Origin of the sequence: Niastella soli, assembly GCF_017742245.1 — a bacterium.
GTDB lineage: Bacteria > Bacteroidota > Bacteroidia > Chitinophagales > Chitinophagaceae > Niastella > Niastella soli.
The window spans coordinates 685,863-701,810 of the sequence record NZ_JAGHKO010000005.1; the positions used below are offsets into that span (position 1 = coordinate 685,863).

Sequence of the window (15,948 nt, forward strand, 5' to 3'; positions counted from 1 at the left end):
ATGAACATCAATGCTACCCTCATTAACCTTTATCACATCTGCAAACGGGAAATGTGGCTTCATGCCAACGGCATTCGCATGGAACAAACTTCCGACACCGTAGCCGAAGGCAAACTCATTGGGGAAACAACTTATCCCCAACGGGCGAAAAAATATACCGAATTAAAAATAGGCGGCAGTAAAATAGACTTTTATGATGCAAAAAACAAGGTGATACATGAGGTAAAAAAATCCGACAGTATGGAAGAAGCGCATGAATGGCAGGTAAAATACTATATCTGGTTGCTGGAGCAAAACGGGATTGAAGGAGTAAAAGGCGTCCTCGAATATCCGAAGCTGCGGCAAACCAAAAATATTGAATTTACAGATGAAGACCAGAACTATCTGAGGCAAATTGTGCAGCAAATTGAAGCCATCATTGGTGGTGAAAGCTGTCCCCCGGTAATCAAAGCCAGATTATGCAAGCAATGTTCGTACTACGACTTTTGTTATATCACAGAAACCTGAATTGGCCAATACGAATCCGGGCATCATCGAATTTATAGGCCTTTAATAAATTTCATTATCACAGTGAAAAAGTCTTACTACCTTTTCAACCCTGGCCGAATGAGTCGAAAAGATAATACCCTCAAATTCACTCCTGTGGATGAAGATGGTAATGCAGGCACTCCCAAATATATACCCGTTGAAACGGTGGATAATCTTTATGTGTTTGGCAGTTTGGATGCCAACAGTGCTTTATATAATTTTTTAGGTAAAGAACATGTAAGCGTACATTTTTTTGACTATTATGAACATTACACCGGTTCCTTTACGCCTAAAGATTATTTGCTGGCAGGAAAAATGCTGGTCGCCCAGGCAGACGCTTATATGAAACCTAAAAAAAGACTGGCAATTGCTCAAAAATTGACCGATGGTGCAGCCTTCAATATGATTAAAAATCTGAAATATTACAATAACCGGGAAAAGGATACTTCGACTCAAATTGCTTCTATAGAAACGCTAATGCAATCTATTTCCTGCGCTACCGATATCGAATCCCTTATGGGAATAGAAGGTAATATCCGTATGAGTTATTATGACGCATTTGCTGCAATTATTAATAATTTTGAAATGGGACAGCGCACTAAACGGCCGCCATCGAATGAAGTAAATGCCATGATATCATTCGTAAACAGTATGTGTTATACTCTATGTCTCGACATGATTTATCATACCCAGTTAAATCCTACTATCAGCTTTTTGCATCAACCGGGAGAACGCCGGTATTCACTGGCGTTGGATCTGGCTGAAATATTTAAACCGATACTTGCAGACCGGCTGATATTTTCTTTGTTAAATAAAAAGCAGGTGCGGGAATGTGATTTCGACACAAGGCTTAATAAGTGCCTGTTGAAAGACAGTGGCCGCAAAACTGTGGTAAAGGCATGGGATGAAAAGTTGAATGAAACCATTAAACACAGGTCGCTTGGCCGGAACGTAAGTTATAAGCACCTGGTAAAGCTGGAATGTTATAAGCTGGCTAAGCATATTTTGGGTATGGAGGAGTATAAGCCATTTAAAGCCTGGTGGTAATATGTACATAATTCTAGTGTATGATATCGGAGAAAAGCGGGTAGCTAAAATGCTCAAACTATGCCGCCGCTACCTGAACTGGATACAGAACAGCGTATTTGAAGGAGAAATTACCAGTGTTAAACTGAAGGAACTCATTCATGAAGCGAAGTGCATAATGGAAGAGGAAAAGGACAGCCTGATCATCTTCAAAAGCCGCGAGGAGAAATGGCTGGAAAAGCAGATAGTTGGACAAGAAAAAAATGATCTGGATAATATACTTTAGTCGTCGTTGTCATGTTATTGCGGAAGGGAAATATAGTTTTTATACCCTTGTTTTTGGGAATTGCCACACCGAAAGAAACTAGACGTGGTTGTCGATGCCCGCTAAGAATCATAGAAATGGGGAACGACAATTTTTTAAGTTCCAATAAAGATGATTATTTAACTAAAAAGGCTGAAAAACAATGTTTTATACGGCTGCAATAAACGGGTTATAATCGCACCATGGAGGAATTGAAACTTTTATAAGTCCTTTCATTAAACCAGCCAACCCAAACAGTTATAATCGCACCATGGAGGAATTGAAACTCATAAGACAACACCTCGAACGAACCCGCCTTGAAGTTATAATCGCACCATGGAGGAATTGAAACTGGTTTGCTATCCGGGAGAGTTTTCTGGTTTCCGGTAGTTATAATCGCACCATGGAGGAATTGAAACTTGTCTACTCCGTTTGTCGTTAGTCCATCTGCGCAGTTATAATCGCACCATGGAGGAATTGAAACTCGTAAGATAACACCTCGAATGAACCTGCTTTGAGTTATAATCGCACCATGGAGGAATTGAAACAGGGTTGGCGCCTGCACACGGGACGGCGGGTTTTCGTTATAATCGCACCATGGAGGAATTGAAACAGTTGAGCAATACGCTCCGTAAGCTTTACGGCCTCGTTATAATCGCACCATGGAGGAATTGAAACATTGTTCCGCGGAAGAAACCGATTGTTCCGCGGAACAGTTATAATCGCACCATGGAGGAATTGAAACGCGGATGATGACTACCTGAAAGAAAATAAACTGAGGTTATAATCGCACCATGGAGGAATTGAAACAAATCAGTACGGCATGAGATTGCCGCGCAGTTGGTGGGTTATAATCGCACCATGGAGGAATTGAAACAGGATTACCTGCGCTTTAAAGTGCAGTTCAAGTATGGTTATAATCGCACCATGGAGGAATTGAAACAAAATAACGTTCGGCCAGTACATAGAGTTGTCATTGTTATAATCGCACCATGGAGGAATTGAAACACGCAGAAGCGCTATCATTAAGGTCAGATTGAGTTAGTTATAATCGCACCATGGAGGAATTGAAACAAGTTGAGATTAATTTAACCGAAGGAGTATTGAAGCGTTATAATCGCACCATGGAGGAATTGAAACTAGTTTTAATGAAAGAGAGTCGCAGACGTGGCCTGCATGTTATAATCGCACCATGGAGGAATTGAAACTTGATTACTATCAGGCGTACTGCCGGCCATGGATGGTTATAATCGCACCATGGAGGAATTGAAACATAACTGATAAAACTGTGCGCAATTGGGAGGTAAAGTTATAATCGCACCATGGAGGAATTGAAACGTGAGTGAAAGGTTTGGAATAAATACATCGAAATTGGTTATAATCGCACCATGGAGGAATTGAAACAGTGTATACTGTAATTTAAATCGTTTGTTTTCGGGTTATAATCGCACCATGGAGGAATTGAAACGGACCAATCCAGCAGCTGCATAACTTAGTGCAATTATGTTATAATCGCACCATGGAGGAATTGAAACATGAACAACAGATAGGCAGGCGCTGGCGTGAAAGGGTTATAATCGCACCATGGAGGAATTGAAACGGAGCACAACCCACCACTCACCTCTATAAGGCCACAGGTTATAATCGCACCATGGAGGAATTGAAACCTAGCTATCGATCCACTATCATTGATCACTTTAAGGTTATAATCGCACCATGGAGGAATTGAAACTTATTAATATTTAATCCGTGCCTTACAAATGTAAAGTTATAATCGCACCATGGAGGAATTGAAACATGAAGTCTTTAAACCATTGCGGATCGTTGTCAGCCAGTTATAATCGCACCATGGAGGAATTGAAACCGTAAAGATTTTTACTTGAAAAAATATGAAATGATGTTATAATCGCACCATGGAGGAATTGAAACGCGATCATCCTGTTTACATTAATAGCAAACCACCAGTTATAATCGCACCATGGAGGAATTGAAACTTCTGTGTGGCATTGTGAACCGATTTTAAGTCGGGCCGGGTTATAATCGCACCATGGAGGAATTGAAACATGTAAAAAAAGATGTCTTTTTAGGTGGGAGTAAAAGGTTATAATCGCACCATGGAGGAATTGAAACCTAATAAGTAAGTTACAGGCATTGGAAGCCAGATTGTTATAATCGCACCATGGAGGAATTGAAACGTGTATACGGAATTACAGGAAGACCAAAAAGAGAAAGTTATAATCGCACCATGGAGGAATTGAAACAAGCTAGGCACTCACGACCTGGGCGTTGACTTCATTGTTATAATCGCACCATGGAGGAATTGAAACTTGAATGCACGGTCGACGATAATCTGTATGCCCTGGTGGTTATAATCGCACCATGGAGGAATTGAAACATTATATAACAAACATCGATACTTATATAAACTAGTTATAATCGCACCATGGAGGAATTGAAACCAATTAAGATTAAACAATGAAACTATATTTCATTGTTATAATCGCACCATGGAGGAATTGAAACATAAAACCGGATTGGGTTTAAATGTGCACCTCTTGTTATAATCGCACCATGGAGGAATTGAAACAGTGATAGCTTGAATGTGATAGCCCCTACAAAAATGTTATAATCGCACCATGGAGGAATTGAAACATGTCCGTGAAAGGCTATAAAGCTATCCTACGTAGTTATAATCGCACCATGGAGGAATTGAAACAAGTCTGTAGAGGTTAGCGACCTATCAGCCTCCGGTTATAATCGCACCATGGAGGAATTGAAACTCAGCAACAATAGCACTACCGTTCACACTCAACTGTTATAATCGCACCATGGAGGAATTGAAACGCAGATATATTCTCGTTACGCAATCAAAAGCGCAAAGGTTATAATCGCACCATGGAGGAATTGAAACTCGTTAGCGCCCGCCTGAGCGTTTTCGCTGGCGTGGGTTATAATCGCACCATGGAGGAATTGAAACAGCAAATACCAGAAAGCCCTTTAAAAGAACATTAGTTATAATCGCACCATGGAGGAATTGAAACAGTATGCTAATGACTTCTTGCAATTCTGGTTGCTTGTTATAATCGCACCATGGAGGAATTGAAACATGAAGAAGCGCCGCCAATCTGAGATTTACGATAAGTTATAATCGCACCATGGAGGAATTGAAACGAATATACCAATGCGGTAAAAAATGTTGAAGAGCTGTTATAATCGCACCATGGAGGAATTGAAACAAGAAGTAAACAATTCTTACTTTGTGCGGGTCTTTGGTTATAATCGCACCATGGAGGAATTGAAACAAGAAGTAAACAATTCTTACTTTGTGCGGGTCTTTGGTTATAATCGCACCATGGAGGAATTGAAACTTGATTAAAGCCTTTCTATATTCTGGTATAGGATGGTTATAATCGCACCATGGAGGAATTGAAACATATTACATCTCTCTAAATGGCTTACGGTTACTTGCAAAGTTATAATCGCACCATGGAGGAATTGAAACTTGGATTCAGCTACTGCGATCTGTAAGGCAAATCTGGTTATAATCGCACCATGGAGGAATTGAAACCTGGCAGTTTTCGCTTTACCATCCTTTTGATTCAGTTATAATCGCACCATGGAGGAATTGAAACCCAGCTTTGTAGCGAACACCGAGCACAGATTCACCGGTTATAATCGCACCATGGAGGAATTGAAACAAATCTGCCTTATCAATAGCAATCCCAAGATCAAAGGGTTATAATCGCACCATGGAGGAATTGAAGCCAGGTTGATTAGTTAACAGTACAATCCGATGTAGGGTTATAATCGCCCCATGGAGGAATTGAAACGTGGATCCGCGAAGTGGCCTATATAATGCTGAAAAGTTATAATCGCATCATGGAGGAATTTTCCTTTGAAGGCGCCATTTCTATAGGTCCTTTACCAATTATGGGATACCTGTAATGAAATAATATATCCAACACCATTTCAGCCAAAAGATCTTCTTTATTAAGAACAATCCCTAAATGCGAAATATGGCCTTCAAAGCGTCCTTTTTGATCTTCGCGAGCAAAAGGTAAGACTGGCCTGAATCAAATAAATTGCCTGGAACAATAATCGGCCTAAAAACGACCACCAAAGCTGACGAAGAACCAACATCACCGGATTTTACAGCTCGTCCTTTGAATTCAATTATTCATTACATTTAGGTACGATTTGCAATGAAGGAAATAAATGGTAGTGAGTGATCTTGTGAGTGATTTGAAAGTGTCTTTGTAATTGATTAGATAACAGTATTATATAAGCGGGGAAGGTGATCCTCTCTCTCCGCAAAACAAAATAAGTGCCCCCAATAGGGGGCATTTTTCATTTGGGAGGGTGGCGAGCTTGCTCGCCAAACCGGACAAAGGAAAAAGGCCAGGCGCGATAGCGCCGCACTTGTTTAGTTTTGACGATCCCCACCTTAGGGATCGCCGGAGGCAATCCCTCTCTCTCCGCGGAAAATTGAAAAAGCCTTCAAGTCGTTGGATTTGAAGGCTTTTTCTTGTTCGAAATATTTCCACGAGATTAACTCATCCTTGAATTAAACTCTGACTATCAAGTAATTGGTGGGTTCGAAGTGTTATAATAATAATTAGATTTTGTACTGTCCGGATTTCCATATCCCTGACAAGTATACGACAGGTATCATCCTAAATTGTAGTCAACGTTGAAGCAATTGGTATTTTTTGATCTGTCAGCCCGGTACAAAAGCCCAAGAGAATTACTGCAGTTGACGGTACTCACTTTTGCTGAGTTGTATTCTGTCAGCGGAACTTAAGCTGATAGTAGCACATAGATCAGGAGATAGTCGTTGGCCGGCATAGCAGAAAACCGCTTGTTGTTATAAGCCGTTTTGTCTCGCCAAGATTTGCTGTAACTTTTCTTTGTGGCCTTTGTACGTTTCTAATTCGCCAATCACACTTAATGTGAAGCTACTCAAGTAGTCATTATGGTCTTGCAAGTGATTTGTCCGTTTCCCTTCACCACCTGCATTGCTTCTGGTGTCAAACCATAAGCGTCTTGTGTCGCAATTCTGATTAACTCCTCATCGCTCATGCGTTGGTATCTCTCTTGTACGAATTTGATGTCAATTCCTGTACTCATAAGTTTTAGTAAGGTGTCGTTTTGAAATGGCTTATGTTGTGTGTGCGTTCGCTTTTGTTACTTTGGCTCTTTTACGCTTTTAAGAGCCATTTGAAACTTCGCAGCAAAACCATCGTCAACGCCATACTCACTAAATTTCTTTACAGCCCAATCAAAAACGGTTATGCCAAATCCTGTGTCTTTATGAACAATGATTGAATGAAAATAAGGATGGGAATAAAGCCATCCATAACCGTCAACTTGAATAAACAAATGTCCTAACATTGCACCAAACTCACAGACTTCAATTACATAGTCATTGGAAAAATCTTTTGGGTCACTTTTGCTTATAATTTCAGCTATCATTTTGCGGTTGAAATGTTTGTCAACCGCATCAAGAACATTAAGGTCTAACTTGTCCGACTTTATGATGTGTTGATAGTCGTTCAGTGCAGCGTCCGCCATTGTTTGCAATTGCTTTTTATTGTACTCCAACAAATCCTGGGGCAAATATTGAATTTTGTCTAAGTTCAAAGGTTGCCCGTCAAAACCGCTAATAACATACATATCTGGTCGTGTCATTGTTGGTCTGTCCTCTTGGTCATACCATGGACTAAGATATTTCTCAAACAATGTGTCGCAATGGGGAAGTTTCTTTTTGAAGAGTCCTAACATAAATGGAATGTCTGTTTAAAGTTGGGCACAACAATGCATCTCCGCTATTATACGCTACTTTTAACAAAAAACAATTTTTGTAAGCTGTTATTTTAACCTCTTAGCAAAAAAAACGCGGTTATTACCGGGTAGCACAAATACGACCCAGGTTAGGTTTATATCATCCAGCAGACTTATAATCTTTAGTAAATCTTTATTTCAATTAGCCTTTTTGTTCGAACCTTATCCCCATCACCGACAGATATGTCTTTTTCACGTTAATATTTGAATCTTTGCCAAATACTCACTGTAGAAATATACAATATTATTGAGATCCTTAACAAACCGGTTCGAAAGTTGTAACCTACAGCCCGCCAGCCTCAGTTAATTGAGATAAAATTAAAGTAATAAAACCTGCAAAATCAACGATTTGCAGGTTTTTTGCTTTTTAGGCATACCTGGTTTTACTGCACTTTATGGGGGCGTTTACTCGCGTCATCCGTTGCGTCATACCTAATTTTATAAAGACGCGAGTAACTTTACACATGGCGCTGTTTATTAACACTTTGTAAGAACTGAACTCTGATTTTAACTGCCCCGTTGGGGTAATTTTAAACTATTAAATGAAGCGTCATTTATGGAAAAGAGTTTCGGTTTGTTTTTCTTCATCAAGAAATCCAAAAGCATTAAAGTTGTTGAGCATTTTATTTACCTGCACATTACAGTAGATGGCATTGGTTGTGATATCAGCACCAAACGGAAATGTGATCCGGCAAAATGGAATGGCGATGCCGGTAGGGCAGAGGGTAAAACGGAGGACGTTCGGTCTCTTAACTCTTACCTTGACCTGTTGCAGCGGAAAGTGTATGAAGCCCGGCAGCAATTACTACATAATGGCCACCCGGTAACAGCGGAGAATATTAAAACTGTATTTCATGGCCAGGAGATCCAGACGCATAAGTACATGTTGATGGAAGTGTTTAAGAAACATAACGACCAAATGGCGGAGTTGGTAGGTCTGGAATACGCGCCTGGCACCCTGGAACGGTTTGAAACAGCTTACCGGCATACCCTTTCCTTTTTGCAGTGGAAGTACAAGGTGGATGATATCGACATCAATAAGCTGGATTACGAGTTTATCAGCGAGTACGAATTCTGGATAAAGAGTGTACGAAAGTGTAATCACAACTCCACCATAAAATACCTGACCAACTTCCGCAAAGTGATCAACCGGTGCGTGCGTCATGGCTGGTTGATAAAAGATCCGTTTGCCAATTTCAAAATGACTTTACGCGAAGTCGAACGCATAGCCTTGACGGAAACAGAACTGCAAACCCTGGTTGCCCAGCAATTTCCCACTGACCGGCTCCGGGTGGTGCGCGACATTTTCCTGTTCAGTTGTTATACCGGTCTGGCTTACGCCGATGTAAAGAAGTTGAAACGCTCGGAGATCATTATCGGCGTGGATGGTGAACAGTGGCTGGTAAGCCGTCGGCAGAAAACGGACATCAGCGCCCGGATTCCCTTACTGCCCGCCGCCCTTACCATCCTTGACCGTTACAAAGACCATCCCCAATGCCAGGGTAAGGACGTGGTACTGCCCATAAACAGCAATCAGAAAATGAATGCTTACCTGAAGGAGATTGCTGATGTGTGCGGGATAAGTAAGACACTTACTTACCACATTGCCCGGCATACCTTTGCCACTACTGTAACCCTTACTAACGGGGTACCTATTGAAACGGTCTCAAAGATGCTGGGCCACCGCAACCTTCGCACTACGCAGCATTATGCGAAGATCCTGGATAAGAAGATTGGGGAGGATATGAAGGGGTTGAGAGAGAAGTTTAGGTGAATGATTTGTAAGTAAGGTGGAATTATTATTATATTTGACGTGTTGGCAGGGTTTAATCCCCTGCCTTTTTTATGGTTCGTATGAAAAAAACCTTAAAAGATCGCCGCTTATGGCAGGTGCGTCACAATTGATTTGCTCTTTTGACTTTGGTAAATATCTTAAATTAAAGTTTTATACCCCGCAACCTGAATAATATGGTCAACCCTAAACCTATTGCCGAAATTCTCATTATTCTCACATTAGCAACAATCGCATGCAATTCACATCCTGCCCTTAATCCTATGAGCAGGGTCGAGCCACGGTTAAACATACATGAATATGACAGTACAGTATTTGAAAGCGTTTATCACAAACTTCATTCCGGTGACAGCTTATCGCAGGAAACCATAGACAGCTTTGCCAGTAAGGTTGAAACACGGGCGGATTTTTACGACTTACTGGAAAGGTTTGATAAACAATATCTATTCCCGGTGAAATATAATTCTTTTGAAGTAGCAACAGAAAGCAGATTAGTCAGCTGGCTGCTATTTCCTACCGAATTGGATACAAAACCTTCAAAGATTGAATTACTAAAAAGAGTTGAATATGTGAAAAACGACACTGCATTCAGCTATTACGTATTTCAATTTAAAACGGAGGAACCGCATTGGTCTGCAAAAGACGGATGGATGGTCGGCGTAGTTGGGCCCTATTTAAATAATAGCCAGCCTTACGATTGGGCAAAAGCAACATTTAGCCGATTCTCCAAAATCAGCGAAACCAGTCCCGAGATGGAAGTTGAATGGATTCACAATAATGTATATCAGAAAATGTTTGAAAATTGAGTATGTTAAGTAGAAGATTTTTCTATAACTACCTTGGGCGACTTTCGGGGGATGTAAAGAAGCTCAAACGCTCCGAGGTCATCATCGGCGTTGATGGCGAACAGTGGCTGGTCAGCCGTAGGCTGAAAACGGATATCTCTGCCCGCATTCCTTTGTTACCTGCTGCACTGACCATCCTTGACCGGTACAAAGACTATCCGCACTGCCAGGGTAAAGATGTGGTTCTGCCCATCAACAGCAACCAGAAAATGAATGCTTATCTAAAGGAGATTGCTGACGTGTGTGGGATACATAAGAAGCTTGACCTATCACATTGCCCGGCATTCGTTTGCCACTACCGTATCACTCACCATACGAAAACGGAATTAAATCTGGGGCTTGGAGAAGCTATAATGTTACTTGAAATGCCGGATTGCTCGGTTTAATTATTTGTTCTATGTTATAAAGAATGGAAAGTCTAAACTCAGATTTGATAACATAACTAAAGTTCGGAAATCAAATTAAGCTTTACTCGATCGTACGTACTTTAATTAACTAGTGTAGTATTATGGAACCCTTAGATTTTCATACACAAGCTATTGAAAAATTGACCAGGAGATATTCTAATGGAATTGATAATTTAATTACAGGGAATGATGTTTTACATACTCACGTATTTAAAGAATACATCCCTGACTTTTCACTACCACAATATGATATCTTTTTGACAGGAGGCGATGCTCCAGTTTTGAGTTGTCAATTAGATAATGGGAATTTTTTTCTCATGACTACTACACAAATGTTTAGTATTTATTCAGGAGTATTTGCAAGAATGAATTATAAAGATTATTTGTGGTATAGTCATAAAGTATTCAAGGCTAATGGTCCTTTATTCTCTGAAAAAAACGTAAAAACCAGAACGTGGAAATATTATTCAACAGATCGAAAAGAATTTTGGTATGAAATAGATTCCATTCAACCTGCAGATGCTGCTGACTGTTGTATTTTATATTTTGCACGCAAGGCTTATAATGTGCCTCCACCGAGTTTAGATGACCCTGTTTGGGGAGGGTAGCTGGGAGACCTAAGGAATCATTAATAGGTAGAACGGATAGAAAATCGATTCCACTATGACCGATCTTGATATGCTAAAACGACAGTTCGAATCCTGTATGATAGGTGGTGCAATTGGGGATGCTTGGGGTAGTGCGTTTGAAAATATAAGCACTCCGAATAATAAAACAACTTTCTTTTTAGGTCAAATAAAGGCGCCGGTTAGAGAATGGGCTTTTACTGATGATACCCAACTGACCATGGCGACTTGTGAAACCATCTGTACGTCCCCAGTCTTTGATTCCGGCCTGCTGGCGCGGACTTTTGTGCGTTATTACAAAGAAAGAAGGTTAACAGGTCTTGGGGCAAGTACACTAAAGGCTATTGTTGAATTAGAGGCCGGAGCACATTGGAGTCAGGTTGGACGATCCGGAGAATTTGCAGCAGGTAACGGTGCTGCCATGCGTATTGCTCCGCTTGCATTCCTTGGCAATATAACAAGGGAGGATATCAGAGATGCCTGTAGGATTACTCACCGGAATGACGAAGCCTATGTTGGAGCTTTGGCTATATTTCTAAGTATTAGAGCGGTAATATCAGGAGCCTGGACCGGTGAAAATAATTTGTTTGATCTAATAGTTCCAGAATTACCTGATACACGGGTGCGTGACAGACTTATTGAAATTAATTCTATTCAAAACAAGTCTGATATAAAAACCATTGCTGAATTAGGAAAAGATGGATATGTAGTAAATTCAGTTCCTTTTGCCATCTTCGCGGCTACGCAGGTTAACAAAATTGGCTTGCACAAAATGTACGAAAACATAATTAATGAAGGTGGTGATACAGATACCAATGCCTCCCTTGCCGGCCAGATAGCAGGTGCTCTACTTGGAATTAATAATTTCCCTGAACAACTTTTGTTAAAACTGCAAACAGTAGATCAATATAAATGGATGTTAGACGTTGTTTGTAAAACTAAAAATTTTATAGGGTAGGGCATTCGGGCCGGGAGAACCTATTTTAAATTTGACCTCAAATATCTCTGAATAACCAATTAGAATCTATCTCTTTATTGTCGCTAATTATAGCCGAATTCCCGCCCTTAATATCAAAGGTTGAATCAATTATCTTATTGTCACAAAAAATGATATTCGAAAATTCACACAATTCAAATTTGCATTCAATCAAACTTCCCCCCATTATTTCAGCTCTAAAAAACGAAGACTCTCTAAAAATACAGTTTATAAATTTTATTGAATATAAAATTGACTTGGTAAAATCTACATTTATAAATAAGCAGTTTACAAAGGTAGTTTCGACCAAATAGCTGGAATACAGTGAAACGTTTTCAAATTTTACATTTTGGTAAATAGATTTTACAGAAATTAAGTCATCTAAATTAACTTGAATGATTTCTGCATCGCGAACATTTATTTCATTAAACGACATATCCTCATTTGAATTTATACCACTATCGTCTTTGTTTGGTTTTATACTCTTAATAAATTTTTCTTTGTCCATAAATTAAGTTTGACTTTAACGTCTATTATTCTACTTGGCGCTTCTTTTCTACTAATGTTATGTTGCGTGCAAATCAAGGTGATATTGTGCATAGGTTTGAAAATATTTGACTAGCGTTACGGAGCTTATGGGGTTTGGGTACATCTGTCTAGATTTTTCGTTTGCTTTTAATTACTCTATCCACGTAGTCAATTATCTCTTGTTTTTCAGATGCGGAATATACGAATTGTCCCCGCTTATGAAAAAAGTAAGCTGCTATTTCGCCAGGTTCTTTATTTTCAATGTAATATAAATGTTCTATCTCTTCAACGATTTTTTGAATTACTTCTTTCTGCTCATTGGCTCTTTTAAGTGCATCCTTATCCCCATTAATTACCTTGAGTCTTTCCCATGATGGCAAGTCAGTTGTTAGATATTCGAAATCGGCGCTTAGTTTTTCGATTCTGTCAGGAGGTACTTTTCCTATTCCATTGCAGTAGGCACATTTTCCGGGCGCCCAGAATAATTCTTTTTTAAGCCGCTTAATGTCTTCAACGTCGACATTTCCTTTTCCCAAACATCTTGGACAGTCGACCATATTGCTACGAAAGATCCGGTTAAAAAATTTCATTGAATAAAGCTTTAGATTGATTAGTTTTTTTATCTTACCTCATCTAGAGGTTTCCATTGACCTTTTTTGAAATAAACGTTGTTAAATTTTGGAGAGTAAAATACCAAATAAAAACTCCAGGTACTTCGGTAAGTGGTCGGATTACTTGTCATAATATGATGAGTTGGTTGCTCCATTTTAAGTTCAAGTCGTTCCGAACTGTATGAATTTGTAGTTGTAATTGAGCCCCGATATGTTTTTAGTATTTTCTCTTTATCTGTAACGTAGAAATAAATGGAATCGTTGTTCTTTATTTCAAACCTAAATTTTTCATATTGCCAGTTTGATTGTTTGCCTGGGAAATAGGCCCGATTAACGATGTATTGTCCGTAATAGTCCTTTTTCTTTAAATCTGTTTTAACTGACAACCATTGAACAACTGTTAAAAAAAGTGCAAGTCCAAGTATTCCAATTCCTATTAGCCCAACTGCTTTGCCGAAGATTTTCTTTCTTGTCAGCAACCAAATCATTAAGAGAATTCCTGTCAACGGAACAAGGATAAAAACAAAATATAAATTAAAACCAAATCCCATTTTCTTATCTTATTAATTGTCCGAAGTGTCGACTCTCTATAGCATAATGTTCAGGGATTACTGCCAAATGCTCAATAGTAAGAGAGTAATTAAAGTTAAGCCACTATATTGGTAGACATGTAAATGCCGGTTTTAGTGGATCTAAATAAATCAAATCTTGTCCGATTAAACTATTGCACCTTGCCGGAAATGCCACTTAACGAAGTAGTAATTTTAAAAGAATCTATAGGCCCTCAACTCTTTTGTGAAAGTCGGATAAACTAATCTTAAAATATTTGCATAACGCGGATAGGGAACTAACAGATAGGTTTGCCTTAGACGTTTCAATTCGACCAACGTGTATATTTATGTCATTATATACATCTTCCTGGGATACTCCCTTTTCTTCTCTTAGTTCCTTAATGACAATCGCAATTTTCTGTAATAATTTATTATCTCGTATCTGGCTCATATGCTAGCCAAGATGTGAATAAAGAATTATCTGATTAATGACGAATATGTCATTATTTGCATTAATTTTGATGTATTAATATAACCTTGAAGTACTTCAAGTAAAACAGGTACGCTTACGAGTCTCGCCACACGAATCTGACTAATTCACAAATGCGAGGTAAGTAAAGCGCCCAATCCTTATATTGCACTATAGGGTTGGGCCTACTTATGTCTTTTCGCATTTGGCCGCCGAAAGGTGGTGGGCTTAGTCAGAGCCCGTGTGGCAAAAGGCAGGTGGGTTCCAACCCTTTAGTTTTCTGGCCCGTTTTAATCCGCCCCGGGAACCTTCCTTTCTTTTAGGCTCATCAAACCATATCACGTAACCTAAAATCATTTCAAATGAATGAGCCATTAAACACCTCCCGTCCTGGGATATCCTTTTCTGGTAAGACCTATAACAAACACCCACAATGGTACAACCAGCCATTACGCCTCACCAAAGAACAGAAAAAAGATCCCCTGCTGGTACTGGACGATTTTTTTGAATGCTACCATCTAAATGAGGTCCGCCAAACCTTATGGGAATGGCTAACGGAAGTCCTTTCCAGTCAGCGTAGTGTAGCCATTGAGCCGCTTGATCGAAATAATCATATTCATTTCTACGAAAAAATAGAAGCGGTTATTGAATTGGCATTTGTCATGAAAAATAGGATGCATAAGCATCGGCGTAGGCAGGAACGGAAAAAATGCAAAAGGAATAGACCGGCTGGAAGTAATCAGGTGGATACATTAAACGAAAGGCAGTTATAGAGGTATGAAAGATATTGGTATCCGCCTTCGTGAATACAGGAGCCGATCAAACGCTAAGATGCCTGCTATTGCTTCGGCAACGGGTATTGCAAAGGAGACGCTATATAAATGGGAAAAAGGGACAAAACCAAGTAGTATTGAGGAATATTATAAACTGAAGGGTTACCTGGATAAGATGGAAGTTAGCCTGGATGAAGAGACCTTTGAACTTGTAAAACAACATCCGGCAACATTAAGAATTCCTCTGACCAGCGCAGGTCCTGCGGTTCCACAATCCGATGGTAAAGCGGCCAGTGGCATGGTAATCTTTTCTAATAATGAACCGGAATTAATTGTTGATCGTATAAGTGCCCCTTGTCTTGGTGCGGTGGAAGGTTCTATTGAAATGATCGGTAATAGCATGGAACCCACGTTTTGCAATGGTTGCCGTATAGCTATAGTCCGGCTTTCCGATAATCGATCTCTTATTCCTGGCCAGTACTATTATGTCATCGACACCAACTGGCAGGGGATAGTCCGAAGGGTTTATCAGGGTGAAAAGGAAAATTGTATCCGCCTGGTTGCTGATAACCCTGACCAATTTAAGCACCCGCCCGTTGAAAAAAGCCTGGAACAGATAGCAGCCATTTTTAAGGTAAGTGCAGCATTAATTAAATTCTAATCAAAACTTA

General features: G+C 39.7%; 15 protein-coding genes and 1 CRISPR repeat array. Of the genes, 10 read left to right on the forward strand and 5 right to left on the reverse strand.

The window, feature by feature from the left end:
* The 3 genes from cas4 to cas2 all read left to right on the forward strand — a co-directional run bounded on the left by cas4 (position 1) and on the right by cas2 (position 1,840).
* The gene (gene cas4 / locus J7I42_RS23210) at positions 1-507 is read left to right on the forward strand and encodes a CRISPR-associated protein Cas4 (protein WP_209141266.1); all 507 of its coding nucleotides are present in this window, start codon (positions 1-3) and stop codon (positions 505-507) included.
* A gap of 63 nt (positions 508-570) precedes the next feature.
* On the forward strand, positions 571-1,575 hold the full coding sequence (gene cas1b, locus J7I42_RS23215; RefSeq protein ID WP_317196255.1) for a type I-B CRISPR-associated endonuclease Cas1b: 1,005 nt from the start codon (positions 571-573) through the stop codon (positions 1,573-1,575).
* A 1-nt stretch (position 1,576) separates the two neighbouring features.
* Positions 1,577-1,840, forward strand: a complete 264-nt coding sequence (gene cas2 / locus J7I42_RS23220; RefSeq protein WP_209141268.1) for a CRISPR-associated endonuclease Cas2 — start codon at positions 1,577-1,579, stop codon at positions 1,838-1,840.
* Between the two features lie 207 nt (positions 1,841-2,047).
* Positions 2,048-5,753: a CRISPR direct-repeat array (repeat unit 30 nt; unit sequence GTTATAATCGCACCATGGAGGAATTGAAAC).
* A 1,289-nt stretch (positions 5,754-7,042) separates the two neighbouring features.
* Here cas2 and J7I42_RS23225 read toward each other — a convergent pair.
* Positions 7,043-7,639, reverse strand: a complete 597-nt coding sequence (locus J7I42_RS23225) for a hypothetical protein (protein ID WP_209141269.1) — start codon at positions 7,637-7,639, stop codon at positions 7,043-7,045.
* Positions 7,640-8,255: 616 nt separating this feature from the next.
* Between J7I42_RS23225 and J7I42_RS23230 the strand changes: the two genes are divergently transcribed.
* The 5 genes from J7I42_RS23230 to J7I42_RS23250 all read left to right on the forward strand — a co-directional run bounded on the left by J7I42_RS23230 (position 8,256) and on the right by J7I42_RS23250 (position 12,327).
* Positions 8,256-9,473, forward strand: coding sequence for a site-specific integrase (locus J7I42_RS23230; RefSeq protein WP_209141270.1), 1,218 nt, complete (start codon positions 8,256-8,258; stop codon positions 9,471-9,473).
* A gap of 194 nt (positions 9,474-9,667) precedes the next feature.
* Entirely contained in the window at positions 9,668-10,297 is a 630-nt protein-coding gene (locus tag J7I42_RS23235) for a hypothetical protein (protein WP_209141271.1), read from the forward strand.
* 2 nt (positions 10,298-10,299) lie between these two features.
* Positions 10,300-10,722 carry a site-specific integrase gene (locus J7I42_RS23240; protein WP_209141272.1) on the forward strand — a complete coding sequence of 141 codons (423 nt, stop codon included), beginning with the start codon at positions 10,300-10,302 and terminating at the stop codon, positions 10,720-10,722.
* A 122-nt stretch (positions 10,723-10,844) separates the two neighbouring features.
* Positions 10,845-11,351 carry a hypothetical protein gene (locus J7I42_RS23245; protein WP_209141273.1) on the forward strand — a complete coding sequence of 169 codons (507 nt, stop codon included), beginning with the start codon at positions 10,845-10,847 and terminating at the stop codon, positions 11,349-11,351.
* Positions 11,352-11,406: 55 nt separating this feature from the next.
* Positions 11,407-12,327 carry an ADP-ribosylglycohydrolase family protein gene (locus J7I42_RS23250; RefSeq protein ID WP_209141274.1) on the forward strand — a complete coding sequence of 307 codons (921 nt, stop codon included), beginning with the start codon at positions 11,407-11,409 and terminating at the stop codon, positions 12,325-12,327.
* A gap of 37 nt (positions 12,328-12,364) precedes the next feature.
* Here the strand turns inward: J7I42_RS23250 and J7I42_RS23255 are convergent, their stop codons facing one another.
* The 4 genes from J7I42_RS23255 to J7I42_RS35720 form a co-directional block, all read right to left on the reverse strand.
* Positions 12,365-12,853, reverse strand: coding sequence for a pentapeptide repeat-containing protein (locus tag J7I42_RS23255; protein ID WP_209141275.1), 489 nt, complete (start codon positions 12,851-12,853; stop codon positions 12,365-12,367).
* Positions 12,854-13,001: 148 nt separating this feature from the next.
* Positions 13,002-13,463: a hypothetical protein gene (locus J7I42_RS23260; RefSeq protein WP_209141276.1), complete on the reverse strand. Its 462-nt coding sequence runs from the start codon at positions 13,461-13,463 to the stop codon at positions 13,002-13,004.
* A 29-nt stretch (positions 13,464-13,492) separates the two neighbouring features.
* Positions 13,493-14,035, reverse strand: a complete 543-nt coding sequence (locus J7I42_RS23265; protein ID WP_209141277.1) for a hypothetical protein — start codon at positions 14,033-14,035, stop codon at positions 13,493-13,495.
* Between the two features lie 223 nt (positions 14,036-14,258).
* Positions 14,259-14,486, reverse strand: coding sequence for a helix-turn-helix domain-containing protein (locus J7I42_RS35720; RefSeq protein WP_209141278.1), 228 nt, complete (start codon positions 14,484-14,486; stop codon positions 14,259-14,261).
* A gap of 380 nt (positions 14,487-14,866) precedes the next feature.
* Here J7I42_RS35720 and J7I42_RS23275 point away from each other — a divergent pair, with 380 nt between their 5' ends.
* Positions 14,867-15,277 carry a hypothetical protein gene (locus tag J7I42_RS23275; protein WP_209141279.1) on the forward strand — a complete coding sequence of 137 codons (411 nt, stop codon included), beginning with the start codon at positions 14,867-14,869 and terminating at the stop codon, positions 15,275-15,277.
* A gap of 4 nt (positions 15,278-15,281) precedes the next feature.
* Positions 15,282-15,938, forward strand: a complete 657-nt coding sequence (locus J7I42_RS23280; protein WP_209141280.1) for a LexA family transcriptional regulator — start codon at positions 15,282-15,284, stop codon at positions 15,936-15,938.
* Positions 15,939-15,948 lie beyond the last annotated feature (10 nt).